17 protein-coding genes and 2 tRNA genes are annotated in these 23,019 nt (G+C 44.8%); 12 read left to right on the top strand and 7 right to left on the bottom strand.

Annotated features, from left to right (window positions below):
• The first annotated feature begins 211 nt into the window (after positions 1–211).
• Entirely contained in the window at positions 212–1,885 is a 1,674-nt protein-coding gene (locus RF007C_RS17680; RefSeq protein WP_037297146.1) for a hypothetical protein, read from the top strand.
• A 132-nt stretch (positions 1,886–2,017) separates the two neighbouring features.
• On the opposite strand, the gene grcA3 is transcribed toward RF007C_RS17680, so the two are convergent.
• The 4 genes from grcA3 to RF007C_RS03065 all read right to left on the bottom strand — a co-directional run bounded on the left by grcA3 (position 2,018) and on the right by RF007C_RS03065 (position 6,108).
• Positions 2,018–2,257, bottom strand: coding sequence for an autonomous glycyl radical cofactor GrcA3 (gene grcA3 / locus RF007C_RS03080; protein ID WP_037297144.1), 240 nt, complete (start codon positions 2,255–2,257; stop codon positions 2,018–2,020).
• Between the two features lie 25 nt (positions 2,258–2,282).
• Positions 2,283–2,498 (bottom strand): hypothetical protein, encoded by a 216-nt coding sequence (locus RF007C_RS03075; RefSeq protein WP_019679090.1) that lies wholly within the window; start codon positions 2,496–2,498, stop codon positions 2,283–2,285.
• A complete protein-coding gene (gene pflB, locus RF007C_RS03070) occupies positions 2,498–4,603 on the bottom strand; it encodes a formate C-acetyltransferase (protein ID WP_037297142.1) in 2,106 nt (701 codons plus the stop codon). The genes RF007C_RS03075 and pflB overlap by 1 nt, the downstream gene beginning before the upstream one ends.
• 293 nt (positions 4,604–4,896) lie before the next feature.
• Positions 4,897–6,108 carry an AI-2E family transporter gene (locus tag RF007C_RS03065; protein WP_161634865.1) on the bottom strand — a complete coding sequence of 404 codons (1,212 nt, stop codon included), beginning with the start codon at positions 6,106–6,108 and terminating at the stop codon, positions 4,897–4,899.
• Between the two features lie 232 nt (positions 6,109–6,340).
• On the opposite strand from RF007C_RS03065, the gene RF007C_RS03060 reads away from it, so the two are divergent.
• The 6 genes from RF007C_RS03060 to RF007C_RS03035 all read left to right on the top strand — a co-directional run bounded on the left by RF007C_RS03060 (position 6,341) and on the right by RF007C_RS03035 (position 12,297).
• Positions 6,341–7,078, top strand: coding sequence for a vWA domain-containing protein (locus tag RF007C_RS03060; RefSeq protein WP_019679092.1), 738 nt, complete (start codon positions 6,341–6,343; stop codon positions 7,076–7,078).
• 9 nt (positions 7,079–7,087) lie between these two features.
• Positions 7,088–8,134 carry a PP2C family serine/threonine-protein phosphatase gene (locus RF007C_RS03055; RefSeq protein ID WP_019679093.1) on the top strand — a complete coding sequence of 349 codons (1,047 nt, stop codon included), beginning with the start codon at positions 7,088–7,090 and terminating at the stop codon, positions 8,132–8,134.
• Between the two features lie 214 nt (positions 8,135–8,348).
• Positions 8,349–9,893 (top strand): sodium/proline symporter, encoded by a 1,545-nt coding sequence (locus RF007C_RS03050; RefSeq protein ID WP_019679094.1) that lies wholly within the window; start codon positions 8,349–8,351, stop codon positions 9,891–9,893.
• A gap of 386 nt (positions 9,894–10,279) precedes the next feature.
• Positions 10,280–10,576 carry a sigma-70 family RNA polymerase sigma factor gene (locus tag RF007C_RS03045; RefSeq protein WP_019679095.1) on the top strand — a complete coding sequence of 99 codons (297 nt, stop codon included), beginning with the start codon at positions 10,280–10,282 and terminating at the stop codon, positions 10,574–10,576.
• 9 nt (positions 10,577–10,585) lie between these two features.
• Positions 10,586–11,917, top strand: a complete 1,332-nt coding sequence (locus RF007C_RS03040) for an aminotransferase class V-fold PLP-dependent enzyme (protein ID WP_037297139.1) — start codon at positions 10,586–10,588, stop codon at positions 11,915–11,917.
• Between the two features lie 68 nt (positions 11,918–11,985).
• On the top strand, positions 11,986–12,297 hold the full coding sequence (locus RF007C_RS03035; protein ID WP_051456492.1) for a DUF1292 domain-containing protein: 312 nt from the start codon (positions 11,986–11,988) through the stop codon (positions 12,295–12,297).
• A gap of 79 nt (positions 12,298–12,376) precedes the next feature.
• Here the strand turns inward: RF007C_RS03035 and RF007C_RS03030 are convergent, their stop codons facing one another.
• On the bottom strand, positions 12,377–14,293 hold the full coding sequence (locus RF007C_RS03030; protein ID WP_019679096.1) for a fructose-bisphosphatase class III: 1,917 nt from the start codon (positions 14,291–14,293) through the stop codon (positions 12,377–12,379).
• 425 nt (positions 14,294–14,718) lie between these two features.
• Here RF007C_RS03030 and RF007C_RS03025 point away from each other — a divergent pair, with 425 nt between their 5' ends.
• The gene (locus tag RF007C_RS03025; RefSeq protein ID WP_037297136.1) at positions 14,719–16,632 is read left to right on the top strand and encodes a leucine-rich repeat domain-containing protein; all 1,914 of its coding nucleotides are present in this window, start codon (positions 14,719–14,721) and stop codon (positions 16,630–16,632) included.
• A gap of 155 nt (positions 16,633–16,787) precedes the next feature.
• Here the strand turns inward: RF007C_RS03025 and RF007C_RS03020 are convergent.
• A tRNA-Leu gene (locus RF007C_RS03020) sits at positions 16,788–16,872 on the bottom strand.
• 160 nt (positions 16,873–17,032) lie between these two features.
• On the opposite strand from RF007C_RS03020, the gene RF007C_RS03015 reads away from it, so the two are divergent.
• Positions 17,033–17,108, top strand: a tRNA-Thr gene (locus RF007C_RS03015).
• Between the two features lie 1,054 nt (positions 17,109–18,162).
• The gene (locus RF007C_RS03010) at positions 18,163–20,313 is read left to right on the top strand and encodes an FIVAR domain-containing protein (RefSeq protein ID WP_037297134.1); all 2,151 of its coding nucleotides are present in this window, start codon (positions 18,163–18,165) and stop codon (positions 20,311–20,313) included.
• On the opposite strand, the gene RF007C_RS17675 is transcribed toward RF007C_RS03010, so the two are convergent.
• Positions 20,310–20,645, bottom strand: a complete 336-nt coding sequence (locus RF007C_RS17675) for a hypothetical protein (RefSeq protein WP_193385744.1) — start codon at positions 20,643–20,645, stop codon at positions 20,310–20,312. The two genes, RF007C_RS03010 and RF007C_RS17675, sit on opposite strands and share 4 nt — an antisense overlap.
• 250 nt (positions 20,646–20,895) lie before the next feature.
• Between RF007C_RS17675 and RF007C_RS17415 the strand changes: the two genes are divergently transcribed.
• Both RF007C_RS17415 and RF007C_RS18230 read left to right on the top strand, forming a co-directional pair.
• Positions 20,896–21,465 carry a dockerin type I domain-containing protein gene (locus RF007C_RS17415; protein WP_037297132.1) on the top strand — a complete coding sequence of 190 codons (570 nt, stop codon included), beginning with the start codon at positions 20,896–20,898 and terminating at the stop codon, positions 21,463–21,465.
• A 253-nt stretch (positions 21,466–21,718) separates the two neighbouring features.
• Positions 21,719–22,711 carry a dockerin type I repeat-containing protein gene (locus tag RF007C_RS18230; RefSeq protein WP_051456491.1) on the top strand — a complete coding sequence of 331 codons (993 nt, stop codon included), beginning with the start codon at positions 21,719–21,721 and terminating at the stop codon, positions 22,709–22,711.
• Positions 22,712–23,019 lie beyond the last annotated feature (308 nt).

The following is a 23,019-nucleotide window of genomic DNA, read 5'->3' as shown; positions in this document are numbered from 1 at the left end:
AGGGTAAGTTGTATTTTTTATCGGGTAAGTTGCATTTTTCGGGGGGTAAGTTGCATTGACAACTATTTTTGCTGCATGATATAATTAATGTGCATATAAGCACAGACTTGCAAACTCCTTCAGCTGGCTGTATACAGGCTTTTAGGGTGAGCTGACGCAGGAGAAGACTGTGCTTTATATTATTTAATTTTATATGGAATGAGGTTGTATTATGAAAGAAAAAAAACACATTAAAAACAGACAGATAATGAGACGATTCACGAGCATAATGACAGCAATGCTCATGTTTGCAATGACATTCGCATTTTCACCTGCGAAAGGGCTGACAGCACACGCAGTAGATGAATACTGGCTGTATCTGTGCGGAACAAAGGTCACAAGCGATAATGCCGCCGATATTCTCGGAGACGGTGTATTCAGCTATGATGCGGAAACAAATACCCTGACAATAAGCGGCGACATTGAATATAATCCAAAGATACCTACTACTCTGCTCCAAAACGGAATCAAGGATCTGACTATCTTTATTGAAAAGGATTCCACTCTGATCAAGCCCGATGTTACTCCCGTTCTCACCATTTTGAAGGATACTACGATCACAGGTCCCGGCGTCCTGAATGTTGAAGGCGGTATAAGAACCATATCCGTTGACGATTGTAAGCTCACTATAAAGAACGCTACTGTAAATGCTGTGACTAACAATGTTGATCACGGTGCGGCGGCTATAGGCGGTACAGATGGTGATTCTCTCACTTCACTGCGCAGATGTTCTCTTGAAGTCATTGATTCAAACGTTACTGCCAAGAATGAGAAAAACAAGCAGCTGTCTGCTATCACGGGATTCAGAAATGAACTGACGATCAGCGGCTGTAAGGCTTTCGAAGGTTCGTGGCTTGAAAGACGGAATCTGGAGATAGAAAACGGCAGTTTCGTTAATGAAGAAGGAGAAATCATTCATGATATAACCATAGAAAGATATTATGATCTTGAGATACTGGGCGTTGGAGTCAATGAGTCGAACAAGGCTGATATACTGGGCGACGGAGTATTCAGCTACAATGAAAAGACCAATACCCTTACCATTGACGGCAATTTCCAGACAGGCTCAAAGAATTCTGTTATACTTAACAGAATACAGGATCTGACAGTAACTACTGTTTCTGATTCTATCATTTCCTGCGTTGATGCATGGTTTATGGATAACAAGGCAGATTTTACCCTGACGACCAACGGAAAGCTCACTATCATGTCGGGTGAGATCGGTATAGGTTCATGGTCGGAAAACGTTACTGTAAAAAATGCAGATCTGAACATAGAGTCAAACTCCACAGGTATAAAATCATTTAATCCACATAAAAGCAGTGCGTTAAAATTCATTGATTCCAATGTATCAATTAAAAGCAAAGAGCAGGATGCTGTTGATTTCTTTAGTGGGATCACCCTTGAGGGCTGTGAGATAGTAACTCCGGAGCAGGCTGAAATTGTTGATTTACATGGTATAGTCAGCATTCATGATTCCACCGGCAGTGCTGTAAATAAAGTAGTTATTAAAAAGAAGAATGATGTTACAACAACTACTACAACAACTACTACAACAACTACAACTACCACAACTACCACCACGACTACATCTGCAACAACTACTACGACTACAACTACAGAACATCATGTGGCAGCAGTTCTTCCCGGAGATGCCAACTGTGACGGACTGGTTGATCTTGCAGATGCTATATTCATCATGCAGGTCCTTGCAAATCCTAACAGATTCCATATCACCGAAATGGGCAGGGCAAACGGCGATGTTGACAAGTCCACAGTGGGACTTACAGCCAATGACGCATTGAAGATACAGGAGTTCCTTATCGGCAAGGTAGAGTCACTCTGATACATAATGATAAAAGCCCATGAGCTTTTGCTCATGGGCTTTTGTTATCTTCAGAGACACTTTTATTCTTTTGAGTTTTTCTGTCATGGGATCGCTCGGAGATGTATGCTGTGTAAGAGCAGCGCCTTTTTTTTACAGTGACGAATGGAAGGTACGTGAGATAACGTCGTCCTGCTGCTCCTTTGTCAGCTTTACGAAGTTAACTGCGTAGCCCGAAACTCTTATAGTGAGCTGCGGATACTTCTCAGGGTGAGCCTGCGCGTCAAGGAGAGTTTCACGTGTGAAAACGTTTACGTTGAGGTGATGTCCGCCTTTTTCAACGTAGCCGTCAAGAAGCTCTATAAGGTTGTCTACCTGTTTCTGGTTATCCATATATATCCTCCTTTTATTCGATTATTTATAATTCGTCGTCCTCGGGTTCAAGTTCCGTGGGCTGACAGCAGGCACCCTTTGTGCCGCATATATCCGTGCTTTTTACGGTATCGACTTTCAGCTCCACGCCGCTGCCCGAAGTGATATTCACATGACCGCTTCCCTGAGCCATGAGCTGATCTATAAGATCTGCCAGCTCCGAAGGATCGTCGCTCTTGCCGAGCTTATCGGGAGTTATCATTATTCTTCCTCTCTGAGCTTGTCAAGGTCAAGGTCTCCCGCGAATACTTCCATATCCTTGCCGAGAGCGTTAGGAACTATGGAGAAGGTATTGGAGATACCGTCCTGTGCGTGTCTGAATGGGAGCTTTGCAACGGACGAGAGCGAAGCTACAGCTCCGTGAGTATCTCTGCCGTGCATGGGGTTAGCTCCGGGAGCCAGCGGTACTCCCTGCTTGCGTCCGTCGGGAGTATTGCCCGTCTTCTTGCCGTATACCACGTTTGAGGTGATAGTGAGGATAGACATTGTAGGAACGCCGTCACGGTAGGTGTGGTGCTTTCTTACGCAGTCCATAAATCTGCGGACAACTTCAACTGCAAGAGAGTCAACGCGGTTATCGTTGTTGCCGTATTTCGGGAAGTCTCCCTCTATCTCGTAGTCAACTACAACGTTCTTTGCAACTCCTGTTACATTGCCTGCCTTATCCTTTATTTCGATGTCCTTGCGGACGGGCTTTACCTTAGCGTATTTGATAGCCGACAGGGAATCCGCAACAACGGAAAGTCCTGCGATGCCAGTAGCGAAGTAACGCTTTACGTCCCTGTCGTGTAGAGCCATCTGAAGTCTCTCGTAGCTGTACTTGTCGTGCATATAGTGGATAACGTTGAGGGTGTTGACGTAAAGTCCTGCCAGCCACTCCATCATATCCATGTACTTTTCCCATACGTCATCGAAGTTGAGGTACTCGCTGTCAACGGGTCTGTACTTGGGACCTACCTGTAATCCGAGACGCTCGTCCACACCGCCGTTTATTGCGTAGAGAAGGCACTTTGCAAGGTTAGCTCTTGCACCAAAGAACTGCATTTCCTTGCCAACTACCATTGAGGATACACAGCAGGCGATAGCGTAGTCGTCGCCGTGGACAACTCTCATCATGTCGTCGTTCTCGTACTGTATAGACGATGTCTTTATGGACATCTTTGCGCAGTACTCCTTGAACTTTCTCGGGAGCTTGGTTGACCAGAGTATGGTCATATTCGGCTCGGGAGCAGTTCCGAGGTTTTCAAGCGTATGCAGATAGCGGAAGCTGTTCTTTGTTACCATGTGATTACCGTCAACGCTTACGCCGCCGATGGACTCCGTTATCCATGTGGGATCGCCCGAGAAGAGCGAGTTGTACTCGGGAGTACGTGCGAACTTGACGATACGGAGTTTCATGATAAAGTGGTCGATGAGCTCCTGTGCCTGCTCCTCGGTGAGTATGCCGCGGTCAAGGTCACGCTGTATGAATATATCAAGGAAGGTTGAGGTGCGTCCCAGTGACATTGCCGCACCGTTCTGCTCCTTGACTGCTGCAAGATAGCCGAAGTAGAGCCACTGAACAGCTTCTCTTGCGTTGGCCGCAGGCTTTGAGATGTCGAAGCCGTATATCTCGCCCAGCTTCTTCAGCTCCTGAAGAGCGCGTACCTGCTCTGCAAGCTCTTCACGGAGACGGATATTCTTTGAAGTCATTCTCACCAGAGAAGTATCTATCTGATGTTTTTTGTCCTCGATAAGGAGGTCGATGCCGTAGAGTGCGACTCTTCTGTAATCGCCGATGATACGGCCTCTGCCGTATGCGTCCGGGAGTCCTGTGAGTATAGCGGAGTGACGTGCAAGTCTCATTTCGGGAGTATAAGCGTCAAATACGCCCTGATTGTGAGTCTTTCTGTACTTGGTGAAGATATCGACTACTTCGGGGGCTACTTCGTAGCCATATTCCTTGCAGGCCTGCTGAGCCATACGGATACCGCCGAAGGGCTGCAATGCACGCTTGAAGGGCTTGTCCGTCTGGAGGCCGACTATCTTCTCCAGATCTTTATTGAGGTAGCCTGCATCGTGTGAAGTTATTGTTGATATGATCTTTGTGTCCATGTCAAGGACTCCGCCTGCTTCACGCTCCTGACGGGATAAGTCCATGACCTGTTCCCACAGCTGTTTTGTAGCTTCCGTGGGGCCTGCGAGGAAGCTTTCATCGCCTTCATAAGGAGTATAATTCTTCTTGATGAAGTCTCTAACGTTTACGGAAGTGGAGCTCCAGCGGCCTTCTTTGAAGCCGTCCCATTCCTTTGGCCATGTATTGATCATAACACATTACTCCTTTGCATTATTATTGTCTAAGGTAATATTACCACATTGTTTATTTTTTGTCAATCTGTATATTTTACTGAAACAGTCAGAAAGTGCCGTTTATTGTATTATCAGATTACAAAACGCTCCCAATGAGAAAATAAAGCCGAATAACTTCGTCGGTTTATAGAAGTTTTTCGGCTGCTGCTTGAATGGTGAGTATCAAAAATGTATGAACTTGTTTGGCTTATTTGTGCATTAGATAGATTTTAGCGGGGTGGGTGGATTATCACCTGCATCCGTGGTATTCATTATTTTTTCTTTGCGTTTTTCTGTCCGCTTCTGGCAGGCTTCTGCTGCTTCGGCGGCTTCACGGGCTTATCTTCGTCGGGAGGAGCTATGCCCTCCTGAGCCTCTCTTGCTTCAAGGGCATTGAAGCTGAGCTTGTAGAGAGTCGCCGTAAGGGGAACTCCCAGTATCATACCGAATATACCGAAGAGCCCGCCGCCTATGGTAACGGCTGCAAGAGTCCATATACTCGGAAGTCCTACAGAGCCGCCCACTACCTTGGGGTAGATTATGTTGCCCTCGAATTGCTGGAGTATAATAAGGAATATTATGAATATCAGTGCCTTCATCGGATCAACCGTGAGTATGATAAATGCGCTTATGCCTGCGCCGATAAAAGCTCCGACTATGGGTATGAAGGCGGTGACGCCGACGAGAGTGCCTGACATGGCGGCGTATGGGAGCTTAAGGAGCTTCATGCCTATGAAGCAGAGAGTTCCCAGTATTATGGCTTCCACGAACTGTCCCACGAAAAAGCTGCGGAAGGTATCATTTGCAGTGTGGAAAACGTGGCTGGTTTTTCTGTTGAACTCATCGCTGAACCATACTCTCCTGAGACGGTTGCCGTCGCGGAAAAGCTTATCCTTGCGGAGAAGGAAGTATACTGCGAAGATTATGCCGAGGACAAGATTTGTGACAGCAGAGGTGAGTCCTCCTATTATGCCCATTGCCGAGCTGAGTATACCTGCAACTCCCGAAGTGAGCAGCTTTGTAGCCTTCTCGGCTATCTTTGCCCAGTCAAATTCCAGGGAGCTTATCTGCTGCTGTATATCGGGGTACTCCTTCAGCTTGCCTGTGATGAAGTCCTTTGACTTGGTGAAGGCAGGCGGTATCTCATCGTACAGCACTCCGAAGGCGGAGGCTATCTCAGGTACAACGATATACATTATGAGTATTATCACGGCTATGGTTATGGCGAAGGCTCCCGCAAGACATACGGGGCGGCGCGTCAGAGCCGCGAATTTTGAATCATTCTTCGGAAAGTAGTGCTTTTCAAAGAAATTCATTATGATGTTGAAGATGTATGCTATCATCAGTCCCGTGATTATAGGCTTCAGTGCTCCGAGAACAAGCGAAAGGAATTTTGTGAACACATAAAAATTCTGACTGATGACTATCACCGCAACAGCGAGCGCAGCGATAAAAATATACCTTCTTATCTCTTTTCTTTCCATATAAAGCCGCATTTGCGGCATATCCCTCCGTTCCTATATCTATAAAAACATTATACATTATATATGTGATGATGTCACGATTAAAATTGTTAAATTTGTGTGAACATTTGGCCTCTTGACCGCAGTAATTATTCGTGGTATAATAAATATAATTATATTGGCATCATGGGACCGGGGATACTTCCCTTTGTTTCGGTCTCTGCTTATAAAAATGTGAACGGAGGATAAAAAAATGCCGGGTTTAGACGATTACGCACCTGCTGTCAGAAAGGTCATGACTCTTTTCTATGTCATAGATACTTCCGGAAGTATGCAGGGAAGCAAAATAGGACAAGTTGAATCAGCACTGGAAGAAGTTATGCAGACATTACAGGAAATAAGCGACGAAAGTGACGACGCCGAGATCAAGATCGCCGTACTGGAATTCTCCACAGGTGCTTCCTGGGTAACTCCCGAGCCTGTATCCCCTGAGGGATACCGCTTCAAGAGCTTTGAGGCCTGCGGTGTAACAGATCTGGGCGCTGCTTGCAAGGAACTGGACAAGAAGCTTTCGAGGAATGTGTTCCTCCAGACTGCGGCAGGAGCATATCCTCCCGTTATACTCCTCTTCAGTGACGGAGGTCCTACGGATAACTGGGAGAGCGGACTGGAAGCACTCAAGAAGAACAACTGGTTCAAGCGTTCCATAAAAATAGCCTTCGCTATCGGCGATGACGCCGACAGGGATATTCTCGCACGCTTCTCGGGAAGCTCGGAGACTGTCCTCGACGTAAAGAACAAGGATCAGCTCAGACTTATGATAGAAAAGGCAAGCGTTATCACAAGCGTGTTCGCAAGCCACTCAAGCACTGTTGACAGCGATACGGATCCCGTTGAGATCTCAAAGAAGCTTGCCGAGGACGTTCAGACTCAGACAGATGAGGCCCTCAGCGACGCTAATACTGCCGACTGGGACGAATCCGACTGGTAAGGTGGATATATGGAAAAATTTACTTCCTTTGCTCAGACAAGCATAGGTGCTTCTCATCTCAGCCGTGAGATAGTCTGCCAGGACAGCTCCTTTGCTGCCGATTATGAGGGATATTCCTTCGCGGCTGCTGCGGACGGACATGGCAGCCCATGCTATCTGCGTACCGAGAGAGGCTCGCAGTTTGCTGTGGATTGTGCGGCGGAGTGTGTTGCGGAGTTCTTTGAGGGACTTGAAGGCGCAGAAGAGGTGCTTGCCGATGAGCGTCAGCGAGAGCAGCTTTTCAATCAGCTGTGGCGGAGCATTATCGCTCGCTGGCATGACAAGGCTGAACAGGACTTCAGGAACGAGCCCTTCACCGAGGAGGAGATCGGCCGTATACCCGAGAAATTTGCTCACTACCGTACAAGATACGAGCAGGGAGAATATATAAGCGCCTACGGTACTACGCTGCTCTTTGCGGCGGTTACCGATAACTATGCCTTCGGGGCGCAGATAGGCGACGGAAAATGCGTGGTCATCGACGGCGACAGCAATGTCTATGCACCTGTCCCCGAGGATCCCCGCTGCTATGAGAACGTCACTACCTCTATGTGTCAGGACGACGCCGCTCTCTCGGCAAGGTTCTTTTACCTTCCCAAGGGGCTTCTGCCTGCTGCGGTATTTCTCTGCACGGACGGAGTTGAGAACTCCTACTGGAATGAGGAGCAACTCTTCGGTTTTTTCCGCGGTCTTGCTCTTACCATGGTGGAAAACGGCATGGAGGAGGGCGTCCGTCAGCTGGGCGAGTTCCTGCCTGCCATGACCAGAAAGGGCAGCGGAGATGACGTTTCATGCTCGGGTATCATCGATATGCAGAAGCTAAGCGCCTGCTCTGACGGCATACGCGAGGATATTGCTTCGGCAGTTCCCGTTGTTGAGGAAGCTTTGCCTGAGGATATCGTATATGATGATGAGACCTCACAGCAGGTCGTTACTGATGTTATGCCTGCTGCCGGAGAAAACGGCAGTGAGGAGACTGCTGCGGAAGACGGCGGAGAAGCTGCGGACGGGCAGTAAAAAGTTTATACCGATCATAAGGGCGCATATCCTGCGCCCTTTAATTATGCTTTTTTAGCCTTTGATATTATCTGAAATAAAGGTATTTGTTATTTTGGATATTGCATAAAAGTAAAACATAATATTTGTTGTTTTTGAATATTGACTAAAATTAAAACATGATGTATAATTAAAAATAGTTATTATCTCTAAATTTTATAAAAAGGAGCAAGGTATGAACACAACAGATATTATTGTTCTTGGTACCATCGTGGCCTATCTTGTCGTCATGGTCTTGGTAGGTCTCGTATTCTCAAGGAAAAATGAAAACGTGGGAGATTTCTATCTTGGCGGCCGCAAGCTCGGTCCGCTGGTAACTGCCATGAGTGCCGAAGCTTCGGATATGAGCAGCTGGCTGCTTATGGGACTCCCGGGAGTTGCCTACCTTACAGGCGGAGCCGAAGCAGGCTGGACAGCTATCGGACTTGCTGTGGGTACCTATCTCAACTGGCTCATAGTTGCAAAAAGGCTCAGGGTTTACAGTCAGCGCTGCGGTGCCATCACTATCCCGGATTTCTTCTCCACACGCTATAAGGACAAGTCAAGGGCTTTGATGGGCATTTCGGCTGTCATTATCCTTATTTTCTTCGTGCCTTATACGGCTTCGGGATTCTCAGCCTGCGGAAAGCTCTTCAGCTCGCTTTTTGGCTGGGATTACCATATCGCCATGATAGTAAGTGCTGTCATAATCATCTCATACACCTGCACTGGAGGCTTCCTTGCTGCAAGTACCACCGACCTTATCCAGAGTATAGTAATGACTGTGGCTCTCATAAGCATCGTTATCTTTGGTATCAATTCCGTCGGCGGAGTAGGCAATGTTATTGACAATGCAGATAATATCGCAGGATATTTCTCTCTGAGCAATATCCATAATCCCAAGACAGGCGGTGCGGATGATTACAACGCCCTGACCATTGCCTCGACTCTTGCGTGGGGACTCGGCTACTTCGGTATGCCCCATATCCTTCTCCGATTTATGGCTATAAAGGATAAGAACAAGATCAAGACCTCAAGAAGGATAGCTTCCGTCTGGGTAGTTGTATCCATGTTTGTGGCTATATTCATAGGCTTTATCGGAAACGCCCTTTCTAACAGCGAAGAAATTGAAACACTGGACGGCACAAGCTCAGAGACAGTTGTTATCAGGATATCACAGTACATGAGCGAGCACCATGCGGGACTTGCAATTATTGCAGGTCTGGTATTCGCAGGTATCCTTGCCTGCACAATGTCTACATCGGATTCGCAGCTCCTTGCGGCTTCGTCATCAATGTCAGAGAATATCCTCAAGGGCGTATTCAATCTCAAGATGAGCGACAAGGGCTCAATGAAGGTCGCAAGAACGGTACTGCTGGTCATTGCGGCTCTAGGCATACTGCTGGCATGGAACAAGGACAGCTCTGTATTCAGAGTAGTATCCTTTGCGTGGGCAGGCTTCGGCGCTACCTTCGGTCCTGTTATGCTGACCTCGCTTTTCTGGAAGCGTTCAAACAAGTGGGGCGCTATGGCAGGCCTTATCGTGGGTGCTGTAATGGTATTCGTATGGAAGTTCGTCATTGCGCCTATAGGCGGTGTCCTGGCTATATATGAGCTTCTTCCTGCGTTCATCTGCGCAATTATAGCCATTATAGTCGTATCCCTTGCTACGAAGGCTCCCGAAGACGAGATCACAAATGAATATGATGCTGTTAATATCGAGCTGAGAGCAAAGAATTAAGAGCATGAAGGGACTGCTTCGGCAGTCTCTTTTTGTTATGGCCTCAGGGTGAGAGAACGTCTGCTGCGTTATGTTTTTTCTTTCGGTAAGATGAACAAAAAAACCTAAAGCTATTGACTTTCGGGAACAAATGTTCTATAATATAATTACAAGGAATGGAACATTAGTTCTCAAAAGCTATCTTATCAAGACCAGTCTTTGCATTATGCGGATCTCTTTCCGTGATTTCCGCTCCGCAGGGGCGCAGCATCTGCTGCTCGTGCTTCTTTATTTACTTTTAAGGGGGCAATATCATGGCATATCTCTTCAGCTTTCACAACTATTTTTTATCCGCTGTCAGCCACGGTTCCGGGAGCACTTTCCCTGCGTCGGAGGGGTGAGAGACTATGGCGAAACGTGTGACATATTCCGATAAGGCTAACGGCGAGACAGACAAAAGGATAATGCGGCTGCTCGGTCATAATGACATGGACGAAAGAACAGCGATGCTTAGGCGTGTAATGTTAAAAGTTATTAATAATGAGCTGACCCCGAGACAAAAGGAGATTATTATGCTATACTATTTTCAGGACATGACTCTGACGGATATAGGCGACAGGCTGGGTATATCCCCGCAGGCGGCCTCAGCTGCCATGTCCCGTGCAAAACTGAGATTATTCAGGATATTGCAGTATTACGTATGAGGTGTTTCAATGGATACTCCGATCTATGATTTTCTCCGGCAGTACGCCGGTCTTGATATTCTCCGCGCTCATATGCCCGGGCATAAGGGGGGCTCGCCCGCGGCGGGGCTTGCGGAGGCCTTTCGCCTTGATATTACCGAAATATCAGGAGCGGACAGCCTGTTTGAGGCTGACGGTATAATTGCAGACAGTGAACGCAATACCGCTTCTCTTTACGGAAGCGCAGGCTCTGCCTTTTCAGCAGGCGGCTCTACCCTGTGCATACAGGCCATGCTGGCTGTTATGAAGCAGGAGGGACGGCGGGTAATCGCTGCGAGGAACGTTCACCGCGCCTTCCTTAATGCGGCGGCACTTCTGGGGCTCGATGTGCAGTGGCTGCTGCCGCGGTACAGCAGCGGTATTCTTTCGGGAGAGCTGCTGCTTTCCGATGCCGAGGAGGCTCTCGCAGCCTCGGATAAGCCTGCCTGCCTGTACATAACGTCACCCGATTATACGGGAAGACTGGCAGACGTTGCCGCGCTGGCAGAGCTTTGCCGGCGTTACAGAGCAAGGCTCCTTGTGGATAATGCTCACGGCGCTCATCTGGCTTTTATGCCCCGGAATATACATCCTGTTGCGCTGGGTGCTGATCTTTGCTGCGACTCCGCACATAAAATGCTGCCTGCTCTTACGGGAGCGGCGGTCCTGCATACCTCCCGTGAGGAATATGCTCCTGTGCTGAAGCAGGCGATGAGTATTTTCGGTTCCACAAGTCCGTCGTACCTGATAATGGCTTCTCTCGATCTTTGCAACCGATATATCGCGGAAAATATCCGCAGTGATATTGCCGCGACTCTCCCTCGGCTGGCTGAACTGAAAAACAGCTTTGACGGCAGACTGTTATTCGCGGAGGGAGATCCGTTTCATATTACCGTAAGAGCTGCTGAAAGCGGCTTCTGCGGGAAGGAGCTTGCTCAACTCCTGCGGCAGAACGGTGTGGAATGTGAATACGCAGATGATGAGCTGGTGATACTTCTTATGTCGCCGTTTTCGGCGGCGGGAGACTTCGGGCGGCTTCGCGCCGCGCTGGAAAGCGCGGTTTCGGGAGCTTCCCGATATGATAAAAGCAGGCCCGCTTTTCGGCTGAAGCTTCCGAAGATGGCCTGCGCCATCCGTGAAGCCGCCTTTGCACCTGCTGAGGAAATAGCCGTTGAGAAGGCAGAGGGCAGGATATGCGCATCGGTGAAGGTGCCCTGTCCGCCTGCGGTGCCCATAGCGGTAAGCGGAGAGGTCATCGACAGGAACTGCATAGAGATATTCCGCGCCTACGGGATAAAGACTGTCCTTGTTTTGAAAAATTAGCGCAGACTATTGCAATTTGCAGGTATATGTGTTAAAATGTATTATATTAATTTTGCGGAGGTATCACTATGAGCGATATGAACGATAAAGAGCTCGACGAGCTTGAGAACGAGGACGAAATAGAAAACTGCATCACCCTTACTGACGATGACGGCAATGAGGTCTCCTTTGAAATCATCGGCACAGTGGAGTATAAGGAGCACCTATACGGTGTGCTGCTGCCCTGGGACGATGAGGACGACGAGGTAGTGATCCTTGAGATAATCCCCGGTGAGGATCCCGAGGAGGACGAATTCGTTTCTGTGGATGATGATGCCCTTCTTAACGAGGTCTTCGAGGAATTCAAGAAGAATTACGACGGTGAATACGAATTTGAATGATCGGTAACTGAACAGATAAAAAAGCCCGTACACTGTACGGGCTTTTTCTTTATACGAAGCCGGGAAGCAGAGCCCCGGCTTATTTTATCAGGCCTGCCTTGTAGGCTTCAAGGAGCTGGCGGAGATCGTTTATCTTGTCAAGTATCTCCTCACCCTTGTCGGTATCGGAAATATTTGCGCGGCGTTCCAGCTTCTCCACGAGTCTGATGGTGGGAGTATTTCCGCTTTCACCTGCCACAAAGGGCTTGTGCTCGGCAAGATTGAGACTGTGTGAGTCGTATATGAGAGTATAGCCTGCAATACCCGTCGTTGACTGGTATGCCTTTGATATGCCGCCGTCGATGACAAGCAGCTTTCCGTCGGCTTTCACGGGACTTTCGCCGTTCTTTATCTTTACGGGGACATGGCCGTTGATGATATGGCCTTTTTCTGAGTCAAGTCCGAAGAGCTCCAGCAGTGACATACATACGTCAGCCTTCTCCGAGAAGGTATAATAAGCGTTGTAATTTTCCGTATGCAGAGACTTGTCTGCGATGAAACAGCGCTCAAAGAATGCCATCTTGTCCTTGCCGTAAAGGGGAGACTTTGCTCCGCACCACAGATACCACATGAAGTCATCTGCGTAATCCTTCTCCTCACCGCTGCTGAAATATGCCTGGTTCACAAGCTCGCCCAGCTTGTCCAGCAGAGTCTTGCCCGAGTATTTCCTGCCGCGAATACTAACGCTCTGGAGCTCGCCGTTTTCGTCCATGGGGATACAGCCGTGGAACAGCAGATTATTGTTGACTGTCTTGTACATAGCTCCTTTGGCGTAGATAAAGCGTATATGCCTTTGCAGCTTTTCGCTGTGACGGAAGGAGGCCTTCAGCACGTTCATGAGCTCCGCTTCGCCTTCGGAGAGCGCCAGCGGCGATGCAGGATCAACGGTGGGGAAGCTCTTGTCAAGGAGCTCGTACTCCCTGCCGTCTATGGTGACCGTACCCTTTGCAAAGTCCGTTCTGCTGAAGATATCGCGGTCCTGCATCTCCCATTCGGGGTGCTTGGCGATGAGCTGTCCTTCCAGCTTCAGCTGTATTACGGTGATGGCCTTGTGCATCTTTGCACCAAGGTCAAGGTCAACAGGATCGTAGATATTGTCGTCAAGAGCGTTGGGCATATAAAGTCTGCAATCGTCGTTCTCGTAGGTCTCCGCCGCAAATACAGCCAATGCGCGGAGATTGAGACCGTAGCCGTCCTCAAGTACGTCGAAGTTGTTATACCTCATGGCTATGCGTATGACATTGGCTATGAGCGCGGGATTTCCTGCGGCAGCTCCCATCCATGATATATCGTGATTGCCCCACTGTATGTCCACGTCGTGCATCTTCATCAGCTCGTCAAGTATTATATCCGCACGGGGACCTCTGTCAAAAATATCTCCGATTATATGAAGCTTGTCTATACATACGGACTGTATGAGCTTACATAGTGAGATTATAAAGGTCTCGGCTATGCCTGTACTGATTATGGCGCCGATTATCTCGTCATAGTAGTAGTCCTTGTTTACGTCGTCGGTGACGTTGAGGAGCTCGTCGAGTATGTATACCATATCCTCAGGTATGCGCTTGCGTATACGGGAACGGGTATACTTTGCGGAAACGGTCTCGCACACAAGTATAAGGCGGTATATGCTGAGCCGCTTCCATTCGTCGGACAGCTCACCGCAGCCTGCAAGACGGGCTATCTCTTTTTCGGGATAGTATATCAGCTCGGCAAGCTTTTCGCGGTCGGCAGCCGAAACGGTCTTGCCCAGCACAAGGTCTATCTTTATCTTTATCATTCCCGAAGCACTGCGCAGCATATGCAGGAAGGCTTCGTATTCTCCGTGCATATCGCTGAAGAAGTATTCCGTGCCTTTGGGGAGGCTTCGAATAGCCGAAAGATTTATTATCTCGCTGGCTGCGCTTTCGATGGTAGGGTACTCCTTTGCAAGGAGCCTGAGGTATTTTATATCCATATTATCACTCCGTTCAGAGCTTTTTGTTTTACGTCAGCTACAGTTTATGAAAATCATATCATATGAACTTCATTCATTATATCACAGAATGATAATAATTGCAAACCTGACATGAAGAGTTCACTGTGTATATTAGAGAGTTTTCGATTAATGTGAGATGTAAAATTTTCTGTAGCTTATGCCGCTGAAAATGCAACTTACCCCCTCTAAAATGCAACTTACCCCCGTTTTTTTACAGCTTATCTTAAATCTGTTGACTAACGGCAGGATTGCCTGTATAATGATGCATATAATCGTTAAACGGTTTGGACAATTATCATACCGGTAGCAGTATCATATCATATAACAGACTCATTTTAGTCGGCGGCAGGAGTGCACACTGTTTTCCGGCTTTAATAAAAAACACAATAAGGAGAATAAAAAATATGAATAACAAAATCAAACGAAGCATTGCGATCTTATGTACTGCGGCAGCATTCTGCGCTCCGCTCAGTACAGGCTATGTTTTTACAGGCGTAAGCGTTAATCCGATAGTTGCATCAGCAGCATCAGATGTTCATTCGGGAACACATTATGGGTACAGCCTCGATAATCCTTCCGAGGGCTACACTCTTTATTTCGGTATCCCCGATCTCAGAGGAACTACCTGTCAGGTCATCGGCTGTACAACATATAAGGACAGCGTAAATATTTATGTTCCCGAAACATATACTAACGGAAATTATCAGTATCAGGTAGATAAGGTCTGGGATGATGCGTTCAGAGATCAGACCAGATTGAACTCGGTGAGCTTACCGAGATATATTACCGAAATAGGTAACTCAGCTTTTATGGGATGTACAAATTTAAAGTATTTTTCAGGTTCTGCAATAAACGGAAATGGTGATATGCTTTTAACAAGTATTGGCAATCATGCTTTCAGGAACTGCGAAAATGCTTATTTTGGCGGCAGTACTTTCAGGAATGTTAAAAATGTGGGCAGAATGGCGTTCAGAGGCTGCAGCGGTCTTGAAGAGATCTATATGCCGAATCTTGAAACTATGTCCAAAATGTCTTTTGCTGAATGCTATAATCTTAAAAAAGTTGATCTCTCGGAATCGTCTATTACAAGTATACCCGAGAATGCTTTTGAGTACAGCAGCTCGGACCGCAATACCGAATGTATTATAAAGCTGCCTTCAACTGTACAGAATATCGGTAATTATGCGTTCCATAATGTTAACGGTATCAGGAAGATCGACGTTTCAAATGCAACAAGCATAGGCGAACACGCTTTCGAGGACTGCCATTCACTGAGAACAGTCTTTACAGGCAATAATCTTTACTGGATCGGAACCCGTGCATTTTACGGCTGTGATCCTATGAGATATTTTGCGTGCAAGAATGATTATGTATGGATCGGTTCGGAAGCACTGGGCTATGATCATATGCGTAATTATACAGGAAAAAAGAGTAATTTTATCTTATGGGGAAGCTCAAATAACAGCAATGTTAAAGGATACGCTGCATCTCAGCAGATGACATACAAGAATACCAGCGATGCTGCTTCCTATGCGTCAACACGCTATACCGATTATGAGTGGTACAAAGCTAATACCGGTATCAGCTGGGGAGTATTCCGTGCAGACGGTTATCCGTATTATCATTTTGAGAATAAACATGAGCCTTATGCAAACGGCTACAATAATACAAAGTTCCACGGTATCTGCGCAGGTATGGCAGCTGTCAGTGCACTGACTTCATCGGGATATCTTTCGGTATCTGAATATGCCCCGGGATATAACAAGCTCCGTGATGTACATACTAATACAGGCAATCCTATTCCATACTCTGTCAAGTCTTATGCCACAACTGTATGGGCAAACACTTTAGTTGAAATCGGAAGAGCTTTTGATTATCAGACATATAATTACGTTAATTCTCAGTATGTATTTGACAGAGAAGCACTGCTCTATGCTGAGAATATCACCTACGGCGCAGATGCAGCTGTTCTTACGATCATGCCTGCCGATTCTGCCGGCCATGCTGTTGTATGCTTCGGTATGGAGTATAAGAACGACGCTTCCGACAAGAACGATCCCTGCTGGAACGGCTGGGACGCAAGACTGCTGATCTACGATGTAGACAATGACTTTGTAAACGGAAAAGCTCATGATAAGGCTGATTACGTATATGTAAACCTTTCTGACGGTTCATGGTATTCCGCACTCATTTCCAAACATGGATACAGCATGAATAACACTAAGCTTGCACTGACACATTCGTATGACAGAATGGTCAACGCATCAGTTTACGGAATGACAACAGATCAGTTCTTTGCCGCTATTCGCAATAATTAACGGTTACAGCTCTCCTCTGTATATAATTGAAACAGCCCGCTTTTTCCTGACTTTTGTTCGGGGAAGCGGGCTGTTTTACTGCTATGGCAGAATTATCCGCGAAGATACTGACGCGGAGACAACAAAAAAGCGTTTACCTTTCGGTAAACGCTTCCTGGTGCGAGTAATGGGACTTGAACCCATACGTCTCTCGACACACGCCCCTCAAACGTGCCTGTCTGCCTATTCCAGCACACTCGCATTACAGTTTTTTCGTGACTGCTTTAATATTATATCAGAAATTAAAACGCTTGTCAAGCTTTTTTTGAAAAAAATTTCGGATTTTTTTGATTAACATAAAAAATAATATATCTTCCTCTTGACTTTTACTCCCCGTTGTTGTATAATATTATTTGTTGGTGCTGATGTGGCACAGTCGGTAGCGCAACGCCTTGGTAAGGCGTAGGTCGTCGGTTCAAGTCCGATCATCAGCTCCAAGCAAATAACGGTAAATAGGCGTTTTCCTGATAAGGGAGAACGCTTATTTATTTTATCAAATATAGAAATAGCCTTATTCTGTCATTATAGTTACAAAAAGCTATAAAAAGAAGCAAAAAAGGAGAAACTTTCCAAATACAGGAGAGCCTCTGTTTTTTATACTACATGCTGTTTGAGTTCATCCGCTGCTTGTACGGCGTGTAAATACTTCTGTGTGATTAATAGTCATGGTTTTTATACGGTTTAATTTAAAAAATTCTAAAATGGTATTGACATTTTCTTGCTTAAAACGTATAATTTATATATAAAGTCTTGCAAAGACTTTAAATAAACTATGAAAGTTGGTAAAAAATGAAAAAGGTCGTAAAAAAACTCTTAACTGCAACAATTGCACTCACGCTCCTTGGTACTTGCTCAGCTGCTAATGCTTTAGCATATTCATGTAAGCCAAGTGACCCGCATCCGCATGGCTATCACTTGGAGTACGGTACCAGAACAAGATATGGTTATGCTAATGAAGGAAACAAAAAGAATTATTGGAGAGTAACATATACGGAAAGAATATGTTCTTGCTGCGGTGGTTTTTATGATTACCATGAAACAAGCAGAAAGTGTATTTGGTAAAAATCATTGTTCAAATATAACAACGAAGCGGCCATTAAATATGTAGATTCAGATCCTGAAAGCAGATACAATGCTTTCAGGATTTTTTATATTTTTAACGCATTGCATCAAAAATGTGAAAACAGCACAAAAAATTAATAGAATGTTTACAGAATATAACAATTATGAATTGATATAATGTTGAAAGTGTGATAGAATTATTTTAATACAGAAACTGTGTTTAGTTGCTCGGGGGAGAAATGACATAGGCGAAATATCACATATACATATTGTTGCTGTGGTTTTCCGGAGTGATAAGTTGATAAAGTACAGTATTCACCTCGGAGTAGAGCTGTGTTTTTATATTATGTCTGCCGAAGTATTTATACTGTTCGTTATTAAGTGCGAATGAATAAAATTGAAGCAGCTATTTTAAAGGGGGTCTGTACAATGAAAAAAAGAATTCTCAGCCTGATTATGTCACTGGTCTTTTGTCTGACATTGCTTCCTGCGGCAAAAGCTAATGCCGAGGGGGTTCCGGTACGATGGTTAATGGATGCTGAGGCTCTTCCTGACGGAAATATTGCCGTTCTTTTTTTAAAGGGAATTGATACCGCCGGCGGTGAGTTGTATTATGGCATATATAACCCCGCTGACAACAGCTGGGATGAGCAGCCTGTGGGTAAAGAGGCGCCTGCTTCTACTGATGCAGCGATGACGCTTGTCAAGAGTACTGCACATATTGCTTATGTTAATGCAGACGGTGACATTGCTTATACATCCATGACTAAAAACGGATGGTCTGATGTTGTGATTATTACCTCAAATGACTGTAATGAAAAAGAGGGTGTACTGACATCTCCCGACATTGAAGTGGATAATAAGGGATATGTCCATATTGCATATATGGATTCACAGGGCGCAGAAGATGATTATTATCATGATGCCGATCTTATGTATGCTACGAATGAAACAGGTGAATTTGAAAAAAAGGTCATTGTCAGCGGAACAGGTTGGTTTTCATCACCTGACGGAGACAGATCATATGCTTCAACACCCGTTTTGACATTAAATGATAATGGATATAATATTGCTTACTGGCTGTATTCATGGTCAAAGTGGATGGGCGGATCGGATAAGAGCTATGAAGCAGGTTTTGCTTCTTCAAAAGGAAGTACAGCTTATAATGAAAACTATCATTCTCTTAAAGTCTGTGAAAACTGCGGTATAGGGACGGATACTTATACATTGATACATATTGACGGCAAATATAAAATCATCAAAACCAGTGTTGAAGATGATAAGAGTACAGCCTCGCTTTTAGAAGGAAGCGAAATTGAATTCGGTAATACTGCTGCTGATCTTACTAAAGACACTAATAATAAAATATACTATGCAGCAATAGATGATACTTCGCTGGTATTCTATCAGGATGGAAAATTTGTTAATGATATTGCTGTAAAAACACCTGTCGGCAATTATAAAAGGATCAGAACCACAGTATCAGGTGCCGATCAGTATGTACTTTATGTTGGCAGCGATAATCTGCTGAATATTGCCAAGCTCAGCAAAGGTAAACTGACAGAATACTCTATACCCGCATATCCGGATAAAGAAAAGCTTGCAGCTCTGATAAGCTCTGTTCAGGAACTGATCGAAGATGAGAAGATAGAAACGTATACCAAGGAAAGTGTTGCTGCGCTTAAGACAGCTCTTGAAAATGCCCAAAAGGTAAATAATGATGCTTCATCAGCTCAGGAATTGATCGATACTGTATGTAATGATCTTGATACGGCATTCAAACAGCTTGAAGAAAAGGGAACGGTTCATTCATGGACAGATGAAAAGAGCCTTCCGACATCAGGTTATTATAAGCTTGAATGCGATGTTACAGCGTCAGGTATAACTGTCAGTGATTATCTTGACCTTGATCTGAATGGACATACTGTAAATATTGACAGTATATATGTCAGCGGTGAAGCTGTTATCAGAGACACAGATACTGACGGAAAAGGTGTTATTAACAGTAATGGTTCGGGAAATCTTATTGTAGTAACAGGTAAACTGTCAGTATATGGCGGTACAATAAACGGTAATGACAAAGGAAACGATTATGCAACCGTAAGGCTTAACAGTACTGGAACATTCGATTTTTATGACGGCGTTATTACGTCATACTACAGCTGTCCGCTTTCACTTAGAGCAACCGAGGGAACTACAAATCTTATAGGTGGAAAATTGGAAAACATCAGTAAAGATAAGGAAAGAACTGTTGATACCTGCTCAACTATATGGACTCCGAGTGAATATGCGGGAACTCTTAATATTATCGGAACAGAAATATATTCCGATATAGGTGATTGTATTTACAGTCCCTCTTCCAAGGGAATAATAAATATATCAGGCGGAAGCATAAAGAGTGAAAAAGAATATGGCATATATTGTACCGGAAAAATGCAGCTGAATCTTCAGGGCAAACTCGATATAACCGGTGAAAAAGGCGGCATCTATGTTCCTAAGGGTAAAAAGTTCAATATAACAGGAAATATAACCGAGGCAAATATAACCGTATATTCAGAGGCTTCAGGTGTAATAACTTAGGATCTGGCGAAATATGTTGATGCCAAGTCTGCGGAGCAATACTTATCCAATATCGGTAAGAACGGCGATGTATCGGTTGATGAAAGCGGAGAACTCAGAATTGATCTGACTACCACAACAACTACTACGACAACCACAACTACTACAACTACTACGACTACGACAACAACTACTACAACCACCACAACTACTACAACAACAACGACTACGACAACGACGACTACGACAACGACGACTACAACTACAACTACAACGACTACTACGACAACGACGACTACTACGACAACGACGACTACAACTACAACCACCACAACTACTACGACTACTACCACCACCACAACTACAACAGTAAATAAGATATTAATATCATTTGATCCGGGCGAAGGTACCGTTTCAACGGAGTCTAAAGAAGTAAGCGTTGGAGATGTTTACGGTGAATTACCAACACCCAAGCGTGATGGTTATACTTTCAGAGGCTGGGTTATTGGCGAAGGTGTTAGCTATAAAAAAAGCTTTTTTGATGATTATGGATATTATATAGTCCGTCTTTCACCCGGAAGCTTCTTCTCTACAAGTATAAGTATGTTCCCTGTAGGAAGTACTGTTATTTTTGATGTATCACTGAATGATACTCCGCCAACTGAAATGGATATCAATGACGTTGATGTTGATAAATCTTATTATACGATTGAGGGTAATCGTATATATGGACGAGTAAAAATTGACGAAAGCTATTATCATCCGAATTTTTGCTTTGTTGATTTCCATAGTGATACGCTTTGCGGAGATTTTACAATAAATGATTTCTGTGTGGTTTCAGCAAATAGTGATAATATTACCGAAAACAGTTCCGTAGAAATGGATAAAGATCATACACTGCACGCTGTCTGGGAGAAAACCGTCAATCTTGGTGATGTAAACAATGATGGTCAGGTGGACGCTGTTGATGCTTCCTCGGTTCTTGCATATTATGCGCGTATCTCCACAAATCAGAACGGAGAATATACCGAAGAGCAGAAGCTTGCGGCTGATGTTAATGATGACGGTCAGATAAATGCAGTGGATGCTTCAAATATCCTTGCATACTATACATATGTTTCCACAACGAAAGATGATATTGTCCCGATCGATGAGTATCTGAAAAAAATGTAAAAATCGGTGCGATTTGGATCATTCCTTTAAAAAGCGTCCAATACTTGTTTTTTTAGATGAATTTCAGATCATAAATCAAATAACTGAGATATAATTTAAAGCTCCGGCCGGATGGTCGGAGCTTTATTATTTGATCCGATAAAAACTTCAAAAAAATTTTTTGAAAGATGTAACACTTGTAATTTGAATTCCGAATGTTAGTTATGAAAGATCGATCTTATAGACTTTATGAAACAAATTCGGAGGAGAAAAAATGAAAAATCTTATTTCTTTTATAGCTGCCGTCAGCATTATGTTTTCAGCAGTTCCTGTATGCTCTGCATATGCAGCAGATACTGCACAGACTTCCGTGGTATCGGAAGCTTCAATTGAAACAACAGACATTGATCATCTCGCAGGTCAGTGGAAATACCAGATTTCGGATACTGACCTTTGTGTAAACATAAGTCCGACAGACTGCGGAACAATTATTATAAATAAAGACGGAACATACGATTATACCGGCATTAACGGAAAGACATCGTCAGGAACAGTTAAATTCAGTATTGAAGATATAGGCGGTACAGCTTTCCAGTGTATAAGCTTATATGAAGGTGAGGAGCGAATGTTCGGAGGCTATTATCACAGTGATGATCCTGACACGATCTATCATGGAAATAACCAGATTTCTCGCATTGTACGCAAGGAAGCATCTGAAGCAAAAATGTCTGATTTCATCGGAAGCTGGAAGTATCAGGAATCAGACGGCAACTATACTGTTGATATTTCTGCAAAAGATGCAGGTACTATGGATATTAATCCTGACGGCACATATAAGCTTACCTATACCGATGGTGTCACAGAAACAGGCAAGGTTTACCTCGGCGATGAAACTATAGGCGGCACAATGATAACTGTACTCAGATTTTATGACGGTTCTGTTCTGAAACGAACAGCTTCTTATCTGCCTGTAAGACCTGATGAACTCTATATCGGCAATGGAGGCATGATACGTCTTATGAGGGAGTCCGCTTCAAACAGAAAGGCTAAAGCTCATGGCAATGGCGATGCAAATTGTGATGGCAATATAGATATGTCAGACGTAATACTTATTATGCAGGCATTATCCAATCCCAACAAGTACGGCATAGATGGAACAGCTGCCGAGCATATAACCTCAGCCGGTTTTAAAAATGCAGATGTTGACGGTGATGGTCTTACTGTAGATGACGCACTTTGCATAAAGAAATATTTACTGGGAGATTAAGTATTCGATAAAGCTCCGGTCATATGCCGGATACAGGAGAAATACTGCCTGTAATACAGCAAAAGCTTCTCATATCTGAGGAGCTTTTGTCTGTTAGGTGTATCGGTAAAAATGAATATGTAAGAATAGATTGATCAGCAAGGGAATACTTGTCAATCGGATACGGATATGTTATAATCAAAACGCTGTTTGTTTCGGAAGAAAAAATTTTTTTCGTTTTTTGTGACACTTCGTGAATGTTCATCGAATGTAGTTAGTGAAAGCTGCCATGGAAGCTTCAGCATACACAAACAAGTTCTCAGGGAGGA

It is taken from the genome of Ruminococcus flavefaciens 007c, from assembly GCF_000571935.1.
Taxonomy (GTDB): Bacteria; Bacillota; Clostridia; order Oscillospirales; family Ruminococcaceae; genus Ruminococcus; species Ruminococcus flavefaciens_F.
Note: the sequence above shows the minus strand (reverse complement) of the source record. Positions and strands in the feature narration are given on the sequence as shown.

Excerpts from the sequence above, each read along its gene's own strand:
- RF007C_RS03045 (WP_019679095.1), top strand. The coding sequence starts at position 10,280 with ATGGCGAAACGTGTGACATATTCCGATAAGGCTAACGGCGAGACAGAC.
- RF007C_RS03025 (WP_037297136.1), top strand. The coding sequence starts at position 14,719 with ATGAATAACAAAATCAAACGAAGCATTGCGATCTTATGTACTGCGGCA.
- RF007C_RS03030 (WP_019679096.1), bottom strand. The coding sequence starts at position 14,293 with ATGGATATAAAATACCTCAGGCTCCTTGCAAAGGAGTACCCTACCATC.
- RF007C_RS03060 (WP_019679092.1), top strand. The coding sequence starts at position 6,341 with ATGCCGGGTTTAGACGATTACGCACCTGCTGTCAGAAAGGTCATGACT.
- RF007C_RS03035 (WP_051456492.1), top strand. The coding sequence starts at position 11,986 with ATGAGCGATATGAACGATAAAGAGCTCGACGAGCTTGAGAACGAGGAC.
- RF007C_RS03075 (WP_019679090.1), bottom strand. The coding sequence starts at position 2,498 with ATGATAACTCCCGATAAGCTCGGCAAGAGCGACGATCCTTCGGAGCTG.
- RF007C_RS03055 (WP_019679093.1), top strand. The coding sequence starts at position 7,088 with ATGGAAAAATTTACTTCCTTTGCTCAGACAAGCATAGGTGCTTCTCAT.
- RF007C_RS03040 (WP_037297139.1), top strand. The coding sequence starts at position 10,586 with ATGGATACTCCGATCTATGATTTTCTCCGGCAGTACGCCGGTCTTGAT.
- RF007C_RS17680 (WP_037297146.1), top strand. The coding sequence starts at position 212 with ATGAAAGAAAAAAAACACATTAAAAACAGACAGATAATGAGACGATTC.
- RF007C_RS03010 (WP_037297134.1), top strand. The coding sequence starts at position 18,163 with ATGAAAAAAAGAATTCTCAGCCTGATTATGTCACTGGTCTTTTGTCTG.
- RF007C_RS17415 (WP_037297132.1), top strand. The coding sequence starts at position 20,896 with ATGTTCCCTGTAGGAAGTACTGTTATTTTTGATGTATCACTGAATGAT.
- RF007C_RS03050 (WP_019679094.1), top strand. The coding sequence starts at position 8,349 with ATGAACACAACAGATATTATTGTTCTTGGTACCATCGTGGCCTATCTT.
- grcA3 (WP_037297144.1), bottom strand. The coding sequence starts at position 2,257 with ATGGATAACCAGAAACAGGTAGACAACCTTATAGAGCTTCTTGACGGC.
- RF007C_RS18230 (WP_051456491.1), top strand. The coding sequence starts at position 21,719 with ATGAAAAATCTTATTTCTTTTATAGCTGCCGTCAGCATTATGTTTTCA.
- RF007C_RS03065 (WP_161634865.1), bottom strand. The coding sequence starts at position 6,108 with ATGGAAAGAAAAGAGATAAGAAGGTATATTTTTATCGCTGCGCTCGCT.
- pflB (WP_037297142.1), bottom strand. The coding sequence starts at position 4,603 with ATGATCAATACATGGCCAAAGGAATGGGACGGCTTCAAAGAAGGCCGC.